Raw genomic sequence first — 22,024 nt, 5'->3', positions numbered from 1 at the left:
TTCGTGCCAGTATCGCGTACACGCCCCGATTCGGGTCGATGCGAAACCGGCGAATCTGCCGTGACAGGGCAGGCATTCTAGATTCAGCTTCACACGGCCTGTTTTGCCGCGCGACCGGTTCCGGTTGGGGCAGCTCAGACCGACTTCATCGAAATGAGCGTTGGCCCAAAGCCTGAGTGATGCCGTCGCGCAAATGCGTCTGACGCCCGCGACGACCGCCCGGCTTTGCCATCCTGGATCTGGAACCCTTGAATCGACTCTTCGCCTTCGACCGCATTGCAGCGCTGATCTCGCGCTGTGAGCTTCCGTCGCCGACGAAATCCGCTTGTGCTCGCCTGCCGCGAAATCTCTCCTCCCCCGCTGTTGCGCTCGATTGTTGCAACAGCCTGTACGCCGCCACGCCTGGGTCAAACGCCCGGCATCGCGAAGACGGCGCGCACCGAGGTAGACCGATGGGCGGGGCCTTTTGCATGAGTACCGTCTGATTCTGCCCGCCAGGATTGCCGCGCATTCGTGGCAAACCCGGCCTGGTTTTAGCTCCAGCGATCAACGCATGGGGGTGCTTAGGCACCCGCTTTGTATCGGCCGCATGATGCGGCCAGGAGCTTTGACATGAAACGCATGTTGTTCAACGCCACGCAGTCAGAAGAATTGCGCGTGGCCATCGTCGATGGGCAGAAACTGCTCGACATCGATATCGAACAAGCCGGGCGCGAACAGCGCAAGGGCAATATCTACAAGGCCGTCGTCACGCGCGTCGAGCCCTCGCTCGAAGCCTGTTTCGTCGACTACGGCGAAGAGCGCCACGGTTTTCTGCCCTTCAAGGAAATTTCGCGCCAGTATTTCAAGGAGGGCGTCTCGCCTTCCCAGGCCCGCATTCAAGATGTGATCCGCGAGGGTCAGGAAATGCTGGTGCAGGTAGAGAAGGAAGAGCGCGGCAACAAGGGCGCCGCACTCACCACGCTCATTTCGCTCGCCGGCCGGTATCTGGTGCTCATGCCCAACAACCCGCGCGGGGGTGGCGTGAGCCGCCGCATCGAAGGCGAAGATCGCCAGGAACTGCGCGAGGCGATGGACCAGCTCCAGTATCCCGAAGGCATGAGTCTGATCGCCCGCACCGCCGGCATCGGGCGTACCGCGGAAGAGCTGCAGTGGGATTTGAACTACCTGCTCAAGCTGTGGAGCGCCGTGCGCGACGCTTCCGAGACGCAAAAGGGCGCGTTCCTGATCTATCAGGAATCGTCGCTGGTCATCCGTGCCATTCGCGACTATTTCACCAGCGACATCGGCGAAATCCTGATCGATACCGAGGACGTGTTCGAGCAGGCCCGGCAGTTCATGCTGCACGTCATGCCCGACACGGTCGATCGGGTCAAACGCTACCGCGATGATCTGCCGCTGTTCTCCCGCTTTCAGATCGAGCAGCAGATCGAGACGGCCTATTCCCGCACGGTCAACCTGCCCGCTGGCGGCGCCATCGTCATCGACCACACGGAAGCGCTGGTCGCGGTGGACGTCAACTCCGCGCGCTCCACCCGTGGCAGCGCCATCGAAGATACCGCTTTGCGCACCAATCTCGAAGCCGCCGACGAAGTCGCGCGCCAGATGCGGCTGCGCGACCTCGGCGGCCTGATCGTGGTCGACTTCATCGACATGGAAGAGCCGCGCAACCAGCGCGCCGTCGAAGACCGCCTGCGCGACGCCCTGCGTCAAGACCGCGCCCGCGTGCAGGTGAGCAAGATCTCCAAATTCGGCCTGCTCGAACTCTCGCGCCAGCGCCTGCGCCCCGCCCTTTCGGAAGGCGCCTATGTCACCTGCCCGCGCTGCAACGGCACCGGCCACATCCGCGACACCGAATCCAGCGCCCTGCAAATCCTGCGCATCATCCAGGAAGAGGCCATGAAGGAAGGCACGGCCGCGGTGCACGTGCAGGTGCCGGTGGAAGTCGCGTCGTTCCTGCTCAATGAAAAGCGCGCAGAGATCACCAAAATCGAACTGCGCCAGCGTCTGTCGGTGCTGCTGATTCCGAACAAACACCTCGAAACGCCCAACTACAAGCTCGAACGCCTCAAGCACGACGACCCGCGTCTGGACAATCTGCCCACCAGCTACAAGATGGCCGACGACATCGAGGAAGACACCGCCATCACCCGTCGCGAAAAAGAGCAGCGCCCGCGCCAGGAAGCCCTGGTGCGCGGCATCACCCCGGAAGGACCGGCCCCCGTCATGCCCGTGCCCGCAGCCGACAAGGCGGCGGCTCCCACGGCCGCAGCGCCGATCCCCGCTGCCGTGCCCGCTGCCGCCCTGCCCGATGCCCATGCAGGCGGTTTCTTCGGCTGGATCAAACGCCTGTTCTCCGGCGAGCCCCAGCCCGCTGCAGCGTCTCCCGAGACGCCCGCCTCCGTACCGGCCCTCACCCCAGCACTGACCAAGGCCGATGGGCAGGGCGGACGCGGATCACGCGGCGCCTCGGGCCAGAACGGCAACCGCCGCCGTGGCGGCCGGGACCGCCAGCGTGAAGGACAAGGCGAGTCCCGCCAACGCAGCAACCCCGGTCCGAACGCCGAGGCCTCCGAAACGGCCGCAGCAGAAACCGCCACCTCGCGCAACCGCCCGCCCCGCGGCCAGCAAGGCCAGACCGAGCGCGGCAAGCGCGAGCGCACGCCGGAAGAGGCCGCCGCACGCAAGGAACGCACGCAGACTACACCGCCCCCCGCCGACGCGGCCCCCGAGGCCGCGGCCGCGGAAGGCACGGGACGCGCGTCCGGCAACGGCCGTGGCGGTAATCGACGCCCACGCCGTGAAGCCGCTGAAGCCGCGCCAGATGTCGAACTGATCGATGTTTCCTCGGCTGCCGCAACCCAGGCCGTGACCTCGGGCGCCGACGAAGCCGCGCCCGCGCTGGACGCCAGCGGCGAGGCCCAGGCCGAACGCAAGTCGCGCAGCCGCCGTGGTCGCGGACGCCGCGGTGGGCGCCGTGAAGAGGGTGCCTCGGATGAGAACGGCGCGCTCGCTGCCGAAACGCTTGATTCGACCGCCGAAGCCGATGCAGCCGATGCCGGAGAAAACGCGGGCCGCAGCTTCGGCACCCTGGCCGCGCCGTTGGCGTTGGGTACGGTCGCCGCGGTCGCCGTAGCTCAGGCCGAGGAAACAACGCCGCTGGTGCTCAAGCTCGACTCCCTCGATACCCCCGAGGCCGCTCCTGCCGCCGAACCCGTGGTCACCCAGACGGCACCCGCAGCCGAGGTCGAACCCGTGTCCACTGATCTCGCAGCCGCCGAACCCGCGGCCGAGACCGCGCCGGTGGCAGTGCCGCAAACGTCTGCGCGCACTTCAGGCCCCATCGAACCCGCACCGACTGCGGCAGCGGCGGCGGCGACGACGACCCACTATGTGTTGCCGATCGATGCCCTGCAGGCCACGGCGCAGGCCGCCGGTCTGCAATGGGTGCAGTCCAACGCGGAGGCCATCCGCCGTGTGCAGGCTGAGTTGGCGGCGCTGCCCACGCCCATCCGCGTGCCCCGCGAGCGCAAGCCCGCGCCCAAGCTCGACGACGGCCCGCTGATCCTGGTGGAAACCGCCCGCCCGCTGCCCCAGCTGCAACTGCCCGAGAACAGCCCGCAGAGGTCTTGATCGCCGAGTGCGTGCGGTTCAGGTCGATGCGTCGTCCGGGTTCGCACGCAGTCCCTGGCTCACGTCGGGATACCGCAGCCGCGCTCCGAACTCGGCCTTCATGCGCGTGTTGTCGAGCCGTCTCGACTCGCGCATGAAGCTGAGCATCATCGGGCTCAGTCCCGCCTGCTGGGCCTCCGCGCGGGCCACGCGCGGGGGTCGGGGCATGCCATACAGATCAGCCGCCAGATCGAAGTAATCGCCCATGTGCAGCGTGCTGTCGTCGCACACGTTGTAGACCCGGCCCGGCTTGGAGCGGTCAAGCGCGAGAAGGCATAGGCGGGCGAGGTCATCGGCGTGAAGGTGATTGGTGTAGACGTCCTCGTCGGGTTTCAGAACGGGCAGACCCCGCTCGATCCGCCCCCTGGGAGATCGGGACTGCGCGTCATAAATGCCGGGAATACGCAGCACGCCCACGCGCCAGCCCCGCGCAGAGCCCGCGCTGCGCCAGAGACGTTCGGCATCGCACCGGCGCTGCGCGCGCTCGGTCTGCGGCCTGCACGGACGGGTTTCAGGCACCGAATCGCCCCCGCAATCCCCATACACGCCGGTGGTGCTGGCATAGACCACGCGCAAGGTTTTTTTCCCGGAGCCAGATAAGATGCCCGACTGTTTCAGTCTGGAAATCAAGTGGCGGCTGCGCAGATCGCGTGCCCCGGACGTTTCGCCTGGCGGGGCCAGCATCAAGACCCGCTGGGGAGCGAGCTGCGCGAGACGCCAGAGGGTCTCGGGCTGATCGAGATTGCCGACGATGGGCACAATGCCTGCGGCGCGCAAACGCTCCAGCCGCTGGGGTGACGAGGTCAGCGCCAGCAGCCGGTAGCGGGTGCGCGCCAGGGCGGCCACCCGCATGCCGATGTCGCCACAACCCACGATGAGCAGCCGGGCACGGCCGCGTCCAGAGTTATCGTTCACCGTTCATACCCCGTCATTTTGCTCATGAGTCATCTCGTCACCGTTCAACCCAGCGGCCATCAGTACACCGCCGAATCGGAAGAAACCCTGCTCGCCGCCGCCATCCGCCAGTCGGTCGGCCTGCCTTACGGCTGCCAGGACGGCGCCTGCGGCTCCTGCAAGTGCAGGCTGCTCGAAGGCCAGATCACCCTGGGGACCCACCAGCTCAAGGCACTGAGCGAGGCCGAGCGCGCGCAGGGCTTCATTCTCGCCTGCCGCGCCAAGGCGCTCACCGATGTGGTGATCGAAAGCCATGAGGTCGTCGGTGCGGGCGAATTTCCGGTGAAGAAGATGCCGGCCAGAGTCAGCAGCATCGAGCACCTGGCTCCCGATGTGGTGCGGGTCATGCTGCAACTGCCCGCGGCCGACCCGCTGCGCTTCCGCGCCGGGCAGTACGTTCAGTTTCTGTTGCGCGATGGCGCGCGACGCAGCTACTCGATGGCGAACGCGCCGACCGAGTCGCCTCAGATCGAACTGCATCTGCGCCACATGCCCGGCGGCAAGTTCACCGATCATGTGTTCAACGCGATGAAGGAGAAGGAGATCCAGCGCATCGAAGGGCCGTTCGGCAGTTTCTTTCTGCGTGACGACCCCGAACACAGGCCGATGATCTTTCTGGCCTCCGGCACGGGTTTCGCGCCGATCAAGGCCATGCTGGAACAGATGCGCGCCAACGCCGACGGGCGTGCCGTGACGCTCTACTGGGGCGGTCGCAAGCGACACGATCTCTACCTGCACGACTGGATGCTGCAGCAGTGCGCGGCCATGCCGCATCTTCGCTTCATTCCCGTGCTTTCAGAGCCCGAGTCTGGCTGGGCCGGGCGCACCGGATTCGTCCATCAGGCGGTGATGGCCGACCTGCCCGACCTTTCCGGGCACGCGGTCTACGCCTGCGGCGCCCCCGTGATGGTCGAAGCCGCGCGGCGCGATTTCACCCAGCAATGCGGTCTGTCCGAAGAGGCCTTCTTCGCCGACGCCTTCACCACCGAAGCCGACAAGGCTGGCGCAAAAGCCTGAACGCGACGCCGCAAATTAAAACAGGCCTGCAGAGGCAGGCCTGTTTGATGCGGGTAGCGCTTACTCGCCCAGATAGGCGGCGCGCACGCGCGGGTCGTGCAGCAACTCTTCGGCCGGACCGGACATGGTCACCTGCCCCGAATCCATGACGTAGCCGCGATCGGCCAGCCCCAGCGCGCGCTTGGCGTTCTGCTCGACCAGCAGAATGGTCACACCCTGCTTGGAGATGTCTTCGACCACTTCGAAGATCTTGTCGACCATGATGGGCGACAACCCCATCGACGGCTCGTCGAGCAGCAGCACTTGCGGACGACTCATCAGCGCGCGGCCCATGGCCAGCATCTGCTGCTCGCCGCCCGACATGGTGCCGGCGAGCTGGTCGCGGCGTTCCTTGAGACGCGGGAAGATGCCGTAAACCTTGTCGATGTCGCTGTCGATCTCTTTGTCGTTGCGGGTATAGGCGCCCATCTGCAGATTTTCCTGGATGGTCATTCGGGTGAATACCCCACGACCCTCCGGCACCATGCATAGACCTTGACGCACCAGATCGAAGGCTCCCTGGCCATTGATGGTCCGGCCCGCGTAGTGAACTTCGCCGTCGGTGATGGGCTGCAGGCCCGTGATGGCCTTGAGGGTGGTCGTCTTGCCAGCCCCGTTGGCCCCGATGAGGCTCACCAGTTCTCCCTTGTGCACTTCGAGGTCGACGCCTTTGACCGCCTGGATACCGCCGTAAGAGACTCGCAGGCCCGTGATTTTGAGGACGGTTTCGGACATGCTCAGTGCTCCCCTGCGCCCAGATAGGCTTCGATGACTTTTGGATTTTTCTGCACGTCGGCGGGCACGCCCTCGGCAATGATCTTGCCGTAATCGAGCACGGTCACGCGGTCGCACAGCCCCATGACCAGCTTCACATCGTGTTCGATGATGAGAATGGTGCGTCCATCCTTCTGGATCGCGGTGAGCAGTTCGCGCAACTGGAGCTTCTCCGTCGCATTCATGCCGGCCGCGGGCTCGTCGAGCGCCAACAGTTGCGGATCGGTCGCCAGGGCGCGGGCGATTTCCAGCCGACGCTGGTCGCCATACGACAGCGTGCGGGCGCGGAAATCGGCATAACGCTCGATGCCCACATAGGCCAGCAACTCGCGTGCCCTGTCCCGGATCGACCGCTCTTCATCGCGGAAATGCCGGGTGCGGAACACCGCGCCGATGAGCGCGCTCTTGGTGCGCACATGCCGGCCCACCATCACGTTTTCGAGTGCCGTCATGTCCGGGAACAGGCGGATGTTCTGGAACGTCCGCGCGATGCCCTCGCGCGCCACCTGATGCACAGCCGCCGGTTTGTAAGGCTTGCCGGCCAGGATGAAATCGCCCGAATCCGGCGGGTACAGCCCGGTGATGACATTGAAGAACGTGGTCTTGCCCGCCCCATTGGGACCGATCAGGCCATAGATCTGACCGCGGTCGATCTGGATGCCGACATCATTGAGCGCCTGCAGGCCCCCAAAGCGTTTGGATGCGCCACTCACGCGCAGAACTGAAGTCTCGCTCATGCTTTGCCTCCATCCTGCAGCGGGGTGGGCAGCTTGGTGAAACTCTTGCCATGTTCGGGCGCAGGCCACAGGCCTTTGGGGCGCATGATCATGATCACGATCATGGCCAGCGCATAGATGAGCTGACGCAGAATGCCGCTGTCGATGTATACATGGCCGAAGGCATGCTGCTGCCAGTCGGAGATGAAGCCCATATAGCGCAGAGCTTCGGGCAGCACCGACAGAATGACGGCCCCGAGAATGACGCCCGGAATGTGGCCCATGCCACCGATCACCACCATGGCCAGCACAATGATGGACTCGAGCAGCGAGAACGACTCGGGCGAGACAAAACCCTGGAAGGCCGAGAACATGACCCCGGCCACGCCCCCGAAAGTCGCCCCCATCGAAAACGCCAGAAGCTTCATATTGCGGGTATTGATGCCCATGGCCTTGGCGGCGATTTCATCTTCTCGCATCGCCATCCAGGCGCGGCCGATGCGCGAATCCTGCAGGCGGTAGCTCAAAATCACCACGCCCACCACCAGAATCAGGAACAGGTAGTAATACTGCGCCACCGAGGGTATGGTGAAACTGCCGATGTCGATGTTTTGATTCAGATCCCAGCCGAACAAATGAATGCCGTGAATCCCTGAAATACCCTGCGGGCCATTGGTGATGTTCACCGGCGCGTTCAGGTTGTTCATGAAAATGCGGATGATCTCGCCAAAGCCCAACGTCACGATGGCCAGGTAATCGCCGCGCAACTTGAGCACCGGGGTGCCCAGCAGAATGCCAGCACTGGCCGCCAAGGCCGCAGCCAGCGGAATCACCAGCCAGATCGACACGTCGAAACCATTGGGGAACATCGCACCCAGCGCATCGAAATTGCTCGTGAGCTGGTTGGACGACAGCAGCGCGTACAGATACGCCCCCACCGCATAGAACGCGATATAGCCCAGATCGAGCAGCCCGGCGAGGCCGACCACGATGTTCAGCCCCAGCGCCAGCATGATGTAGAGCATGGCAAAAGCCGCAATCCGCACCCAGGCGTCGCCTGCGATCTGCAGCACCATGGGCAGCGCGATGAGTGCTGCTGCACCCGCGATGATCCAGACCCAATTCTTCTGTTTTTGCATGTTCGGTCTCCTCAAGCGCGATCGGCCACGCGCTCACCCAGCAGGCCTTGCGGGCGTAGGGTCAGCACCAGAATCAACACGATGAAGGCGAAAATGTCCTGGTAGTTGCTGCCGAACACCCCGCCCGTGAGGGTGCCGATATAACCGGCTCCCAACACCTCGATCAGCCCCAGCAGCACCCCGCCCAGCATGGCTCCGGAAAGGTTGCCGATGCCGCCCAGCACAGCGGCGGTAAAGGCCTTCAGGCCCGGCGTGAAGCCCATGTAGAAGTTGGCCGTTGCGAAGTTGGCAAACCACATCACCCCGGCAATGGCCGCAAGCATGGCCCCGATCACGAAGGCCGAAGAGATCACGAAATTGGGGTTCACGCCCATGAGCGAGGCCACGCGCGGATTCTCCGCCGTGGCACGCATCGCCCGGCCCAGCTTGGTGTGATTGACCAGCCAGGTCAGGCCCGCAAGCAGCACCGCGGTGACCACCAGAATCATGATCTGCACCGGGGTGATGACGATGCCGCCGACGTTGATGACGTTGCTGGGCAGCAACCCTGCGGGGAACACCTTGTAGTCGCGTCCCCAGATGATCATGGCCAGCGTTTCGAGCAGGATGGACATGCCGATGGCCGTGATCAGCGGCGCCAGCTTGGGCGCGTTGCGCAGGGGTCGGTAAGCCACCCGCTCGATGACGTAGTTGAGCAGGCCCGTTGCCAGCATCGCGATGACCAGGGCGATGACCACCGTCAGCCAGCCCGGCAAATGGGGCGCGAGATGATCGAGCAGCTTGAACACGCTGTATGCCGTGAGAGCCCCCACCATCATCACGTCCCCATGCGCAAAATTGATGAGGTTGACGATGCCGTACACCATGGTGTACCCGAGAGCGATCAGGGCATACATGCTGCCCAGAACCAGACCATTGACGATCTGCTGAAGAAAAATATCCATGCCTGCAATCTCCTGACGAGCGGATGGCTAGTAAGTAACGGCCAGACTCTTTTGGAGCGGCCGGGGTGAAACGTATAAATCGGTTTGATAAGCAAGGCGCATGCCGAGATCGCCGCACCGGTTGAGTGCATGCATCCTGGGAATCGTGAGTGCAGGTGGCGCGCCTCCGAGCGCACGCGATACGGGCCGTTTTTTGGGCACGGCATCACCCGGCAACGACGCTGCCGGGCGGGGGTGAACAGGCTTCATGGGCTTATCTGGGGGCCGGGCTGTCCTGACCCCCTGTTTTTTTGGCTGGCGCGATGATAACCGCCTGCCTCGGGTCACCCGGCATCGGGTCAACCCGCAGTTTGAGGCGTCTCAGTCGCTGGGTGGCGCGGTCGCAGCACTGTCGCTTTCTGTGCCGGAAGGCGACACCACACTGCCGCGGGTATTGCGCTCCGCCAGTTCCTGCAGTCGCCGGGCGATGCGCTCCTCCACCCCACGAGTCGTGGGCTGGTAGAAGTGCGGCGGCGTCATGCCGTCGGGAAAATAGGTTTCGCCGGCAACGAAAGCGTCGGGCTCGTCGTGGGCATAGCGATAGTCCCGGCCATAACCCAGGTTCTTCATCAGTTTGGTCGGTGCGTTGCGCAGATGCAGCGGTACCGGCTGGGTGCCCTGGTCGCGGGCAAACGCACGCGCGGCGTTGTAGGCCTTGTAGACCGCGTTCGACTTGGGCGTGACAGCCAGATAGACAACGGCTTCGGCCAGCGCCAACTCGCCTTCCGGACTGCCCAGCCGCTCATAGGTCTGGGCGGCTTCGAGCGCGAGGGTCAGGGCCTTGGGATCGGCCAGGCCGATGTCTTCCACCGCCATGCGAATCAGGCGCCGCGCCAGATACCGGGGATCGGCGCCGCCTTCGAGCATGCGCGCGAACCAGTAGAGCGAGGCGTCCACATCCGATCCGCGGACCGATTTGTGCAGCGCCGAGATCAGGTCATAGGTCTGCTCGCCTCCCTTGTCGAAGCGCAGCAGGGTCGCGCCCAGGGTCTGCTCCAGCAGTTCCGCGGAGAGCACCTCTTGCGTGGCGCGTACCGCGGCCTGCAGCGCCAGTTCGAGTGCCCCCAACAGGCGGCGGGCATCGCCGTCGGCATGGCGGATGAGCCGCTCCTGAGCCGCGACCTCGATCGCTCCGACCTCGGTGCCCTCGAGCGCGCGCTGCATCAGCAGTTGCAGATCGCCGGCATCAAGCGGCTCGAGCACATAGACCACGGCGCGCGACAACAAGGCGCTGTTGACCTCGAACGACGGGTTCTCGGTAGTCGCGCCGATGAAGGTAAACAGCCCCGATTCGACATGCGGCAGGAAGGCATCCTGCTGGCTCTTGTTGAACCGGTGCACCTCATCGACGAACACGATGGTCGACCTTCCCCGCTGCAGCGCGGCCTGCGCCTGGGCGACAGCGTCGCGGATGTCCTTCACCCCGGCGAGCACCGCCGACAGAGGCAAGAAATCGGCATCGAAGGCATCGGCCATCAAGCGCGCCAGCGTGGTTTTGCCCACGCCCGGAGGCCCCCAGAACAGCATGGAGTGCAGGCGGCCCGTCTCAAAGGCCACGCGCAACGGCTTGCCGGGCCCCAGCAAATGGCGCTGTCCCACCACCTCGTCGAGATGATGGGGGCGCAAGCGCTCGGCCAGCGGCGCATGCGCCCCCTGTAGTTTGGGCAAACGGTCGGGAGCGGGCAGATCCGCGTCGTCGAACAGGCCTGGACTGTCGCTCACGGCGCGCCCCTCCGCGCTGCGCGCTGCGGGATGAGCGCTTGGGAACGGCCCGGCGCGCTCACGGCTTTTCCCTCCGCGCTGCGCGCTGCGGGATGAGCGCTTGGGAACGGCCCGGCGCGCTCATGATCAAGGCTGCTGGATGACCGAGGCGCCCTTGGGCGGGGTGAAGCGGAAGCTGCCGGACGCGAAGGTCGGATTGGTCTGCATGGCGGTAAAGCGCATGGTGGAGATTTGACCGAAAGCATCGCGCAGTTGAAGCTCGACGACTTCAGGGCCGCGGGGCGTGCTGCGCAGGCCGATGCGAATCCAGTCGAAGTTGCTGTCCTTCGCCTTGGGCGTGGCCTGCACCCATTGCAAACCGGCGGCATCGGCCTGGGCCTGCAGGGTGAACAGCCGGGTCAGGTCGGTGCCGGCGAAGATGGCCGCGGGCGTGCCCTTGAACGCCTGCGTGACCGGCGTGATCGTCACCTGATCGAGGTCGTGGTCATAGGTCCAGAGCTGCTTGCCGTCGCTGACGATGATCTGGGTGTAGGGCTTGGTGTAGTCCCAGCGGAAGCGGTCGGGACGCTCGAACGCAAACTGCCCTGCCGCGGGCGCCTGCGCCGGCCCCTTGGGATTGCTCACGGTCTGCGTGAACTGGGCGCTGCCGCCCCGCGTCTGCTGCAGCCACTGCTCGAGCAGTTGCACCGAGTTGGCCGCGAAGGCCGCAGGCAGACAGACGCCGAGCAGGCCGCCCGTGAGAAAAAGCCGCAACAGCGAGGTGCGCCAGCGCGTGTTCATGGAAGTCATTGCCCTTGTCTTTCGTCTTGAAAATTCCGCCGGAGAAGCGTCGCTCCACACGTCCAGACCCCTTCCGCACCCATCACTCCGACCGCACCGGCACCAGGATGTCGCGATTGCCGTTGGCCGTCAGCGCCGACACCAGTCCGGATTGCTCCATCTGTTCCAGGAGTCGGGCAGAACGGTTGTAGCCGATGCGAAGATGACGCTGCACCAGAGAAATCGACGCCTTGCGATGCTGCAGCACGATTTGCACGGCCTGATCGTAGAGCGGGTCGCTCTCGCCATCCGCCTGGCCCGCACCGCCCAGTGCGCCGCCGGCACCTTCCAGATCTTCCTCGCCCGTGAGAATGCCGTCGAGATAGTTCGGTCCGCCTCGGCTCTTGATGTCTTCGACCACGCGGTGCACTTCGGCGTCGCTGACGAACGCACCATGCACCCGCTGCGGCATGCCCGAGCCGGGCGGCAGGTAAAGCATGTCGCCCATGCCCAGCAGGCTCTCCGCGCCCATCTGGTCGAGGATGGTGCGCGAATCGATCTTGCTCGACACCTGAAAGGCCATGCGGGTGGGAATATTGGCCTTGATCAGCCCGGTGATCACGTCCACGCTGGGTCGCTGGGTGGCCAGGATGAGATGGATGCCCGAAGCCCGAGCCTTCTGCGCCAGACGCGCGATGAGCTCCTCGATCTTCTTGCCCACCACCATCATCAGATCGGCCAGTTCGTCGATGACGACCACGATGTTGGGCAGCTTCTCCAGCGGTTCGGGCGACTCGGGGGTGAGGCTGAAGGGATTGGTCAGGGGTTCGCCGCGCGCCCGGGCCTCCTGCACCTTGGTGTTGTAGCCCGCGAGATTGCGCACGCCGAGCTTGCTCATGAGCTTGTAGCGACGTTCCATTTCGCCCACACACCAGTTCAACGCCTGGGCCGCCTGCTTCATATCGATCACCACGGGCGCGAGCAGATGCGGAATGCCGTCGTACACGCTGAGTTCGAGCATTTTCGGATCGATCAGAATCAGGCGCACATCGCTGGGTTCGGCCTTGTACAGCAGGCTCAGAATCATGGCGTTCACGCCGACGGACTTGCCCGAACCGGTGGTGCCGGCCACCAGCAAATGGGGCATCTTGGCCAGATCGGCCACCACCGGGTTGCCCACGATGTCCTTGCCCAGGCCCATGGTCAGCATCGAGGCGGCTTCGTGGTAATTGTTGGAGCCGAGAATTTCCGACAGCTTGATGGTATGCCGCTTGGCATTGGGCAATTCCAGCGCCATGGTGTTCTTGCCCGGAATGGTTTCGACCACCCGGATGCTCACCAGCGACAAGGCTCGCGCCAGATCGCGCGACAGGTTGACGATCTGCGAGCCTTTCACGCCGGTGGCCGGCTCCACCTCGTAGCGCGTGATCACCGGGCCGGGATAGGCCGCCACCACGCGCACCTCCACGCCGAAATCCTTGAGCTTCTTCTCGATGAGGCGCGAGGTGAACTCCAGCGTCTCGTGGCTGACCGTCTCAGCCTGCACCGCCGGGGCGGCATCGAGCAGACTCAGGGCTGGCAGGGCCGAGTCGGGCAATTCATTGAACAGCGGCTTCTGCTTTTCCTTGAGGACGCGCGGCGAAGGCGGCACAAACGCCACCGAGGGCTCGATGAGCACAGGGGCCAGCACCTCCCGCTCCTCCACCAGAGGCCGCTGCAGCTCGACTTCCTTCTCGCGCTCCTGCATGGCCTGCTGGCCCGCAAGCACATCGTCTTCGCGCCCGCGCCGGTCGCGCTGCCAGGTCCACAGCCGCTCGATCCAGCGGCCCAGATGTTCGGCCGCATCGGCCCACGAAAAATGGCCGACCCAGCTCAACGAGAACAGAAAGACGGCCAGCAGCACCAGCGTCCCGCCCGTGTCGCCCAGCAGGGTGTCCATCACCATGCCGCAAGCATGGCCCAAAAGGCCCCCGGCATCGCCAGGCAGGCCGGCGGCCAGACTCCACAGCCGCGTCGATTCCAGCGCAGCACTCGACAGCGGCAACAGCAGCAGCCCCGCAACTGCGGCCAGGGGCTGCAGCTTGCGCCATCGGCTCGCGGCCCCCGGCGCCTCTACCTGCGCCGGTTCGGCCTGCGTTCTGCGCCACAGCCGCAGCAAGCCGTACAGCCCCAGGGGAATGAGCCAAAGCGCCGAGAATCCGAGCAGAAAATAGGCGATGTCGGACAACCAGGCCCCGACCACGCCGACCCAGTTGGCCACATGGCCGTCGGTGCCCGAACTGGACCAGGACGGATCGGATTTGTGAAAACTCAACAGGCTCAGGCTGAGCAGGACCCAGCCGATGAAGGCCGCCGTCAGACGGACTTCGCTGGCAAAGCGCTGCAGGCGGCTGCGCGGTTCAGGACGGGAAGCCGTCGCGGCGGGGCGGCGGCGTGTATCGATTTTCGGCATGGGGGTGTTCAAAATCCAGGGTGATGCATCGCACCAGCCCTTGTGAAGGACGGCAAGGCGGATTGTGCCGCCCTTGCACACCGCATGGGCCGCAGGCCGTCAGAGATCAGCAGGGGAGACACCCGAGGACACGGGCGCCCTCCCGGAGGATCACAGCAATGTGGAGAGATGTTCGCGGATCAGCATGCTGCCATCCTCGCGCTCGACCACAAAACCCTGCTGCTCGAAGTCTTTCATCACCCGGCTGACCATCTCACGCGAAGCCCCAACCATCTTGGCCAGATCCTGGCGCGACAGCTTGTTGCGGATCACATGCTCGTTCTGCATCACGTCGGTGAGTTCCATCAGCGCGCGCGCCACGCGGCCATAGACATCCATCAGCGCCAGCGATTCAATCTTGCGGTCGGCCCGTCGCAGACGAAGTGCCAGCCCCCGCATGATGGCGAAGGACATGCTCGTGTTCTCGGGCAGGCACTGCAGAAAGGCCACGCGACCGAGCATCATCACATCGGTCTGGACTTCGGCCTGGACCGTCGCGCTGTGCGGCTCGCCGTCGATCAGGCTCATCTCACCAATGTAGTCGCCGGCATGCAGCACGGCGATGATGACTTCACGGCCCTTGGCGTCCATGCTCACCACCCGCGCCCGGCCCGACAGCAGGATGAACAGGGCGTTCGACTTGCTGCCCTGCTCGACAATGTTTTCCCCGCGCTTGTAGCGGCGCTTGACGATGGATTGCGAAATCGACCAGGCCTGCGATTCGGTGAGCACGGCAAACAGCGGCACGCGCCGAACCAGGTCAATATCGGTGATTTGCGACATCAGTTTCTCCAGTTTGCACAACGGCAGGACGCTCTCGAATCACAGGGGAACGCCGCAATCCAATTAGCCTTGCAGCAAGCGCCCTATGCCCGGCGCACCTAAAATCTTACGCATTGCGCGGTTGCGTGCCGCATGTCCAGCCATCAGGCGACAAGGCGGGCGCTTCCCTCTTTTCATTCGCTCAAGCCTCAAGTTTCTCACACATCATGACATCGAAACACGCCAAAGTACTCATTCTGGGCTCCGGCCCCGCCGGTTACAGCGCCGCCGTCTACGCGGCGCGCGCCAATCTCAACCCGCTGCTCGTCACGGGGCTGGCACAGGGCGGCCAGCTCATGACCACCACCGAAGTCGACAACTGGCCCGCCGACGTAGATGGTGTGCAGGGCCCAGACCTCATGGCCCGGTTCCAGGCGCATGCCGAGCGATTCAACACCGAAATCGTGTTCGATCACATCCACACCGCGCACCTGAGCGAAAAACCCATCCGCCTGGAAGGCGACAGCGGTGTCTACACCTGCGACACCCTGATCATCGCCACGGGAGCTTCCGCCAAGTATCTGGGACTGCCTACCGAAGAGGCCTTCATGGGCAAGGGCGTCTCCGGGTGCGCCACCTGCGACGGCTTCTTCTACCGCAACCAACCTGTGTGCGTCGTAGGTGGCGGCAACACGGCCGTCGAGGAAGCCCTTTATCTGGCCAATATCGCCAGCAAGGTGACCGTGATCCATCGCCGCGACAAGTTCCGCGCCGAACCCATTCTGGTCGACAAGCTGATGGCACGCGCTGCGGAAGGCAAGGTTGAACTCAAGCTCTGGAGCGAGCTGCAGGAAGTGCTTGGCGACAACAGCGGCGTGACGGGTGTGCGCATCCGCAACAGCCAGACCGGCGCAAACGAAGACATCGCGTTGAGCGGCTGCTTCATCGCCATCGGCCACCAACCCAACACGGACATCTTCAAAGGTCAGCTCGATATGAAGGACGGCTACATCATCACCCGCGGCGGCAACGAGGGCATGGCGACTGCGACCAGTGTGCCCGGCGTCTTCGCGGCCGGCGACGTGCAGGATCACGTCTACCGTCAGGCCATTACCAGCGCAGGCACGGGCTGCATGGCCGCACTGGACGCGCAGCGCCACCTGGAGAATGTCGAGTCCTGAGATCCCTCTGGCCTGCCTTTTGGTCAGGTCAGAGGCCGGCCTGCGATGGCCCGGCCTGGAAAAGCCGTGGACAAGCCAAGGTTTCCGGCTATAATCTTTAGCCTTTGTTCTACAAAATTTCGAGGTGCGCCATGGCACGAGTGTGTCAAGTGACAGGTAAAGGGCCGATGGTCGGGAACAATGTGTCCCACGCGAACAACAAGACCAAGCGCCGCTTCCTGCCCAATCTGCAATATCGCCGTTTCTGGGTCGAGAGCGAGAACCGTTTCGTGCGTCTGCGCGTGACAAGTTCTGGCCTGCGCACCATTGACAAAAAAGGCATCGACGTCGTCCTCGCCGAGCTGCGCTCGCGTGGCGAGATCTGATCGCCCTTCTCTCCTAGAACTGCACGGAGCCCACTATGGCAACCAAAGGCGGACGCGAAAAAATCAAGCTGGAATCCTCTGCGGGCACCGGCCATTTCTACACCACCACGAAAAACAAGCGCACCACCCCCGAAAAAATCGAAATCATGAAATTCGATCCGGTCGCGCGCAAGCACGTGAACTACAAGGAAGGCAAGATCAAATAAGCTGATCTGCGTTTCAGAAGCCTGAACGATCCGCTGTCTCTGTCGCGCCTTAACAGGCTTGCGGCTAGAACAGCGGATTTTTCATGGGCGTCCGTGTCATCCCGGCATCGCTCCAGCGAACTTGTCCGGGGACGCCCCGACGAGGCATCACGGCCCCATCCGCCTGGGAACAGGCGAGCCGGGACCGACCTTCAGGCGGCCGGCGTATAGCGCCGTAGCCGTAAAGACAACTCTCTGAGCGCCGTCACGCCACTGTCTTCGGCGCGGTGGCACCAGTCCTGCAGTTTGAGACGCAGCTGCTCGCCGTTCAGATTGGTCTGCTCCCACACGGCCTTGAGCTCTTCGCGCATATGCAGCAGCTTGCCAAGGTTCGGGCTGGCGTTGGCTGCGGCATCTACCAGGGCACGGGAGCGGTCGCACAGAATTTCGCGCTCGACCCCGATCCAGCGCCGGGCGGCGCGCAGGGTAGGCAAATTGCTGGCGGCGCCCTGCTCGGCAGCGCGGGCGAGTTCCGATTTGAGCGTCGTTCTCAGCCCTGCCGCATAGCGCGCCATCACTTCATAGCGATTGGCAATGACGGCCTGCAAGGTGAGCTGGTCCACCTCGGCGCGCACATCACCCAGGCGAAACTGCGGCGGCAGTTTGCGCGGCTTGGCCAGACCCACCCACGACAGGGCGCGAATATAGGCCCAGCCAATATCGAACTCCCACCATTTGACCGAAAGCTTGGCCGAAGTCGGATAGGTGTGGTGATTGTTGTGCAGTTCTTCGCCACCGATCAGCAAACCCCAGGGCGAGATGTTGTGGCTGCTGTCCCGCGCGGAGAAGTTGCGGTAGCCCCACCAGTGCCCCAACCCATTGATCACCCCGGCCGCCCAGATCGGAATCCACAGCATCTGCACGGCCCAAACCGTGGCGCCGATGGCGCCGAACATCAACACATCGAGAATGAGCAGCAGCCCGACACCCTGCCAGACGAAGCGGGAATAGAGATTTCGCTCCAGCCAGTCATCGGGCGTGCCGTGGCCGAATTTGCTCAGCGTCTCGGCATTTCTTGATTCGGTGCGATACAACTCAGCCCCACGCAGCAAGACCGTATCGATGCCCCGCGTGACCGGACTGTGCGGGTCTTCGGCGGTCTCGCATTTCGCGTGATGTTTGCGGTGGATGGCCACCCATTCCTTGGTGACCATGCCCGTGGTGAACCACAGCCAGAAGCGGAAAAAGTGAGAGGCTGCAGGATGCAATTCCAGCGCCCTGTGCGCCTGCGCCCGGTGCAGAAAAATGGTGACGGACGCAATGGTGATATGGGTGGTGATCAGCGCGAACGCCACGATCTGCCACCAGGAGGCTTGCAGCAGGCCGTGTCCGGCCCAGGTCAGAAACACATCAAACATCAGAAACTTTCAGATCGATACAACGCGATTGGAACCCTGCCCACGGCAAAAGTTGCGTGCATTATCGGAGTTGTGATGCCCCAGGCGCACAGGGCAAACGCGAAGCTCTCGTCAGTTCGCAACCACGACTTCGGTCTCGGCGCCCGCGGGGCGAGAAGACAGGGCGCGTCGTTGCAGCACGGCGGCATAGAAACCGTCGGTCGCATGGCGATTCGGCAACAGTTGCAGATCGCCCTGCGTCACCAGATCGTCGCCTTCCACGCCCTGCTGGCGCAGCACCGAGTCGGCCGGGACGCGCTCGAACTCGGGATGCGCGGCCAGAAAGGCGTTGACGACCGCGCCATTCTCTTCGGGTAGCACGCTGCACGTGGCGTAGACCAGACGACCGCCCGGCTTCACCAGTGTGGCGGCAGCCTGAAGAATATCGGCCTGTTTTGTCGTCAATTCGGCCACATCTTCCGGCTTCTGCCGCCATTTCATGTCGGGATTGCGCCGCAAGGTGCCCAAGCCGGAGCACGGCGCATCCACCAGGACGCGATCCACCTTGCCGGCGAGACGCTTGACCCGCTCATCGCGTTCGTGCGCAATGGCCACCGGGTACACATTGGACAACCCGCTGCGCAGCAGACGCGGTTTGAGCTTGGCCAGCCGGTAGTCGGCCACATCGAAGGCGTAAAGGCGCCCCGTGCCGCGCATCATTGCGCCCAGGGCCAGGGTCTTTCCGCCCGCCCCGGCGCAGAAATCGACCACCATCTCGCCGCGGCGCGGCGCCAGCAGCAAGGGCAGCAGTTGACTGCCTTCGTCCTGCACCTCCACCCAGCCTTCGCGGAACACGGTGAGATCCTGCAGGGCGGGCTTGCCCTCCAGGCGGATGCCCCAGGGCGAATAGGGCGTGGCGCGCGCAGGCAGATCGAGACGGGCAAACACATCGAGCACGGCTTCACGCCGCGTTTTCTGCACATTCACCCGCAAATCCAGCGGAGCGGGACGCAGCAGCGACTGCGCCAGCGCCGGGTATTCCGCGCCATAGTGGGCCTGCAAGGCCGCTGCAAGCCATTCCGGCAGACTCCAGCGAACCGCTTCGGGCAGCGCCATCGCGTCCTGGGCGAGCACACGTTTGCGCCACTCCAGCTGCTCGGACGTGAGTGCCGCATGCAGCGATTGCGCGTTGCCCGACCATCCCAGAATGGCCAGCCGCACCTCCATGGCCCCGCCGATCCCCTCGTCGCCGGCGGCAAGCGTCTGAAACAGGCGCAGATGCCGCAACACCTGATAGACCGTGTCGGCCAGAACCTGGCGATCCGTCTTGCCCAGTTGCGGCTTGGCGCGGAACAACCGCGACAGCACCGCATCGGCCGCGGCGTCGAAACGCAGCATCTCGCGCAGCACGTCGCGTGCGGTGTAAAGCAGATCACGCGGTTTCATGGCGCACTTTCAAGAGGAAGATTCGGCGGCCGGCTGGATGCGGGCACGCAAACCGTCGATCTGCACCCGCCCTTCCAGCATGGCCCGCACGACAGGAGGGTAAATGCGATGCTCCTCGAACAGCACGCGCGCGGACAGCATCTCGACCGTGTCGTCATCCAGAACGGGCACCGCGGCCTGCGCCAGAATTGGCCCGTGGTCGAGCGCATTGCTCACCAGATGCACGGTGGCGCCGTGCCATTTCACGCCCTCCTCCAGCGCCCGGGCATGGGTGCGCAACCCGGTGAAGGCCGGCAGCAGGGACGGATGGATATTGACCAGACGGCCGGCGAAGCGGTCGACGAAGGCCGCTCCCAGCACGCGCATGAAGCCGCACAACGCGATCACGTCGGGTTGCAGCGCATCGATCGCCTCGGCCAAAGCCAGGTCGAACGCCTCGCGGCTGGCAAAATCGGTATGTGCAATCACTTGCGTGGGCACACCAAACGAGCGCGCGACCTCCAGCCCGGCGACACCGGCCCGGTTGCTGATCACCCCGCGCACGCGAATCCCCCAGCCCTGCTCGCGCTCGGCCTGAAGAATGGACTGCAGATTGCTGCCGCGCCCGGAAATGAGGAGAACCAGATTTTTCATCGGCGCGCAGTGTAGCCGCCAAGCCGGCCTCCCCGGCCAGGCGCCGAGCGCGGGGCGAGACACGAGAACCCCGCGCCGCGTGAATAATGATGCGTTTATTTTCGCCACGCCCCACCATGAAATGCCCCTTTTGCCAGAGCGACGACACGCAGGTGATTGAAACCCGCGATGTGGAAGACGGCACTGCCCTGCGCAGGCGGCGGCGCTGCGGCCATTGCGACAAGCGCTTCACCACCTATGAACGCGCCGAAGTCAGCTTTCCGGTCGTGGTGAAAAAAGACGGTCGGCGCACCGACTACGACCGCGACAAACTCCGCGCCTCTTTTCTGCTGGCGCTGCGCAAGCGGCCCGTCAGCGCGGAGGCGGTGGACACCGCCATCGGACATGTGGAACAACAGCTCCTGCAAAGCGGCGCCCGCGAACTGCCCGCGGCCCAGATCGGCACCTGGGTCATGGAAGAACTCCGCGCGCTCGATGGCATCGCCTATGTACGCTTTGCGTCCGTCTATCACAGCTTCAAGGACCTGAGCCAGTTTCTCGACGTGCTGCAGGAGATGCAGCCCACATCACCCCCCTCCAAGCCCCGTCGCGGCAAACCCACGGCATGAACGCCACCAACCCATCGCAGCCTCAGGGCCCTTTCAACGGGGAAGATCAGCGTCACATGCGGCGGGCGCTCGATCTGGCGCGCGGGGCGATGTACCGTACCAGCCCCAATCCGCGTGTGGGCTGCGTGCTGGTGCGCGACGGGCAGGTGCTGGGCGAGGGTGCCACGCAGGCGGCGGGGCAGGATCATGCCGAAGTGCAGGCGGTCAAACAGGCCTGGGAGCGCGGCCATGTCTTGCCGGGCGCCACGGCCTACGTCACCCTGGAGCCCTGCTCCCACCATGGCCGCACGCCCCCTTGCGCCGACCTGCTGGTGACGCAGGGCGTGGCCCGCGTGGTCGCCGCGATGGTCGATCCCAACCCCCGGGTGGCAGGCCAGGGCTTGCAGCGCTTGCGCGAAGCCGGCATCGAAGTCGATGTCGGGCTGTTCGCCGATGAGGCACGCGAGATCAACCCGGGCTTCATCGCCCGCATGGTGCGCGGCACACCCTGGGTGCGGTTGAAGGTAGCCGCCTCGCTGGACGGCGTCACCGCCCTGCCCAACGGTGCAAGCCAGTGGATCACCGGCGAAGCGGCACGCGCCGACGGTCATCACTGGCGTGCGCGGTCCTGCGCCGTGCTCACCGGCCTGGGTACGGTGAGAGCCGACGACCCCCAGCTCAATGTGCGGGCGGTGCCCACGCCGCGCCAGCCCATCCGCATCGTCATCGACAGCCGCCTGGAATGCCCGCCCACCGCTCGCCTGCTACAGAGCGCCGATTCGCCGCTGTGGATCGTCCACGCCCTGCCGCCGGAGCTGGCCGCGCCGCGCCTGGCTGCGCTGCGCAGCGCAGCCATCGGTTCGCTCGACCTGCAGGACATCGCCCTGCCCGCCGACCCCGACAAGCCGGGCAAGACCGATCTGCGGGCGCTGATGCAGGTGCTCGGCCAGCGCGGCATCAACGAACTGCACTGCGAGGCGGGCGAAAAACTCAACGGTTCGCTGCTGCGCGCAGGCGTGGTGGACGAGCTGCTGCTGTATCTTGCGCCCCAGTTGCTGGGCGAGGGCGCCGGATTGGCGGCGCTGGGGCCGTACCGATCGCTGACCGAGGGATTGGCGCTGCGATGGCACGCGGTCGATCCCGTTGGGAGCGATCTGCGCATCCTCGCCCGTTTTCCCTCATCTTCTTTTTCCCACTGAACC

19 protein-coding genes are annotated in these 22,024 nt (G+C 64.6%); 7 read left to right on the top strand and 12 right to left on the bottom strand.

The window, feature by feature from the left end; all coding sequences use genetic code 11:
- Positions 1-612 precede the first annotated feature (612 nt).
- Positions 613-3,633, top strand: coding sequence for an Rne/Rng family ribonuclease (locus tag BVH73_RS11295; RefSeq protein WP_079418731.1), 3,021 nt, complete (start codon positions 613-615; stop codon positions 3,631-3,633).
- Positions 3,634-3,651: 18 nt separating this feature from the next.
- On the opposite strand, the gene BVH73_RS11290 is transcribed toward BVH73_RS11295, so the two are convergent.
- On the bottom strand, positions 3,652-4,587 hold the full coding sequence (locus BVH73_RS11290) for an SDR family oxidoreductase (protein WP_079418729.1): 936 nt from the start codon (positions 4,585-4,587) through the stop codon (positions 3,652-3,654).
- 24 nt (positions 4,588-4,611) lie between these two features.
- Between BVH73_RS11290 and BVH73_RS11285 the strand changes: the two genes are divergently transcribed.
- Entirely contained in the window at positions 4,612-5,643 is a 1,032-nt protein-coding gene (locus tag BVH73_RS11285) for a CDP-6-deoxy-delta-3,4-glucoseen reductase (RefSeq protein WP_079418727.1), read from the top strand.
- Positions 5,644-5,703: 60 nt separating this feature from the next.
- Here BVH73_RS11285 and BVH73_RS11280 read toward each other — a convergent pair whose 3' ends face one another.
- The 8 genes from BVH73_RS11280 to BVH73_RS11245 all read right to left on the bottom strand — a co-directional run bounded on the left by BVH73_RS11280 (position 5,704) and on the right by BVH73_RS11245 (position 15,049).
- Positions 5,704-6,417, bottom strand: coding sequence for an ABC transporter ATP-binding protein (locus BVH73_RS11280; RefSeq protein WP_079418725.1), 714 nt, complete (start codon positions 6,415-6,417; stop codon positions 5,704-5,706).
- Positions 6,418-6,419: 2 nt separating this feature from the next.
- Positions 6,420-7,193: an ABC transporter ATP-binding protein gene (locus tag BVH73_RS11275; RefSeq protein WP_079418723.1), complete on the bottom strand. Its 774-nt coding sequence runs from the start codon at positions 7,191-7,193 to the stop codon at positions 6,420-6,422.
- Positions 7,190-8,311, bottom strand: coding sequence for an ABC transporter permease subunit (locus BVH73_RS11270; protein ID WP_079418721.1), 1,122 nt, complete (start codon positions 8,309-8,311; stop codon positions 7,190-7,192). The genes BVH73_RS11275 and BVH73_RS11270 overlap by 4 nt, the downstream gene beginning before the upstream one ends.
- An 11-nt stretch (positions 8,312-8,322) precedes the next feature.
- A complete protein-coding gene (locus BVH73_RS11265; protein ID WP_079418719.1) occupies positions 8,323-9,255 on the bottom strand; it encodes a branched-chain amino acid ABC transporter permease in 933 nt (310 codons plus the stop codon).
- Positions 9,256-9,615: 360 nt separating this feature from the next.
- On the bottom strand, positions 9,616-11,016 hold the full coding sequence (locus tag BVH73_RS11260; protein ID WP_079418717.1) for a replication-associated recombination protein A: 1,401 nt from the start codon (positions 11,014-11,016) through the stop codon (positions 9,616-9,618).
- 126 nt (positions 11,017-11,142) lie between these two features.
- On the bottom strand, positions 11,143-11,796 hold the full coding sequence (gene lolA, locus BVH73_RS11255) for an outer membrane lipoprotein periplasmic chaperone LolA (RefSeq protein ID WP_245800325.1): 654 nt from the start codon (positions 11,794-11,796) through the stop codon (positions 11,143-11,145).
- Between the two features lie 82 nt (positions 11,797-11,878).
- Positions 11,879-14,227: a DNA translocase FtsK gene (locus tag BVH73_RS11250; RefSeq protein WP_079418713.1), complete on the bottom strand. Its 2,349-nt coding sequence runs from the start codon at positions 14,225-14,227 to the stop codon at positions 11,879-11,881.
- A gap of 150 nt (positions 14,228-14,377) precedes the next feature.
- Positions 14,378-15,049 carry a Crp/Fnr family transcriptional regulator gene (locus BVH73_RS11245; protein WP_079418711.1) on the bottom strand — a complete coding sequence of 224 codons (672 nt, stop codon included), beginning with the start codon at positions 15,047-15,049 and terminating at the stop codon, positions 14,378-14,380.
- A gap of 206 nt (positions 15,050-15,255) precedes the next feature.
- On the opposite strand from BVH73_RS11245, the gene trxB reads away from it, so the two are divergent.
- The 3 genes from trxB to rpmG all read left to right on the top strand — a co-directional run bounded on the left by trxB (position 15,256) and on the right by rpmG (position 16,780).
- Entirely contained in the window at positions 15,256-16,209 is a 954-nt protein-coding gene (trxB, locus tag BVH73_RS11240) for a thioredoxin-disulfide reductase (RefSeq protein WP_079418709.1), read from the top strand.
- 131 nt (positions 16,210-16,340) lie between these two features.
- Positions 16,341-16,574, top strand: a complete 234-nt coding sequence (rpmB, locus tag BVH73_RS11235) for a 50S ribosomal protein L28 (RefSeq protein WP_013106704.1) — start codon at positions 16,341-16,343, stop codon at positions 16,572-16,574.
- A gap of 35 nt (positions 16,575-16,609) precedes the next feature.
- Positions 16,610-16,780 carry a 50S ribosomal protein L33 gene (rpmG, locus tag BVH73_RS11230; RefSeq protein WP_013106705.1) on the top strand — a complete coding sequence of 57 codons (171 nt, stop codon included), beginning with the start codon at positions 16,610-16,612 and terminating at the stop codon, positions 16,778-16,780.
- Between the two features lie 191 nt (positions 16,781-16,971).
- Here the strand turns inward: rpmG and BVH73_RS11225 are convergent, their stop codons facing one another.
- The 3 genes from BVH73_RS11225 to purN form a co-directional block, all read right to left on the bottom strand.
- A complete protein-coding gene (locus tag BVH73_RS11225; protein ID WP_079418707.1) occupies positions 16,972-18,177 on the bottom strand; it encodes a DesA family fatty acid desaturase in 1,206 nt (401 codons plus the stop codon).
- A gap of 111 nt (positions 18,178-18,288) precedes the next feature.
- A complete protein-coding gene (locus BVH73_RS11220) occupies positions 18,289-19,602 on the bottom strand; it encodes an RsmB/NOP family class I SAM-dependent RNA methyltransferase (protein ID WP_079418705.1) in 1,314 nt (437 codons plus the stop codon).
- A gap of 9 nt (positions 19,603-19,611) precedes the next feature.
- Positions 19,612-20,235, bottom strand: a complete 624-nt coding sequence (gene purN, locus BVH73_RS11215) for a phosphoribosylglycinamide formyltransferase (RefSeq protein ID WP_079418703.1) — start codon at positions 20,233-20,235, stop codon at positions 19,612-19,614.
- Between the two features lie 116 nt (positions 20,236-20,351).
- On the opposite strand from purN, the gene nrdR reads away from it, so the two are divergent.
- Together nrdR and ribD are read left to right on the top strand one after the other, a co-directional pair.
- Positions 20,352-20,843 (top strand): transcriptional regulator NrdR, encoded by a 492-nt coding sequence (nrdR, locus tag BVH73_RS11210; RefSeq protein WP_079418701.1) that lies wholly within the window; start codon positions 20,352-20,354, stop codon positions 20,841-20,843.
- The gene (ribD, locus tag BVH73_RS11205; RefSeq protein ID WP_079418699.1) at positions 20,840-22,021 is read left to right on the top strand and encodes a bifunctional diaminohydroxyphosphoribosylaminopyrimidine deaminase/5-amino-6-(5-phosphoribosylamino)uracil reductase RibD; all 1,182 of its coding nucleotides are present in this window, start codon (positions 20,840-20,842) and stop codon (positions 22,019-22,021) included. The genes nrdR and ribD overlap by 4 nt, the downstream gene beginning before the upstream one ends.
- Positions 22,022-22,024: the final 3 nt, after the last annotated feature.

It is taken from the genome of Thiomonas intermedia, assembly GCF_002028405.1.
Classification (GTDB): Bacteria; Pseudomonadota; Gammaproteobacteria; order Burkholderiales; family Burkholderiaceae_C; genus Thiomonas; species Thiomonas intermedia.
The sequence above is the reverse complement of the archived record's forward strand: the minus strand, read 5'-3'. Positions and strand labels throughout refer to the sequence as shown.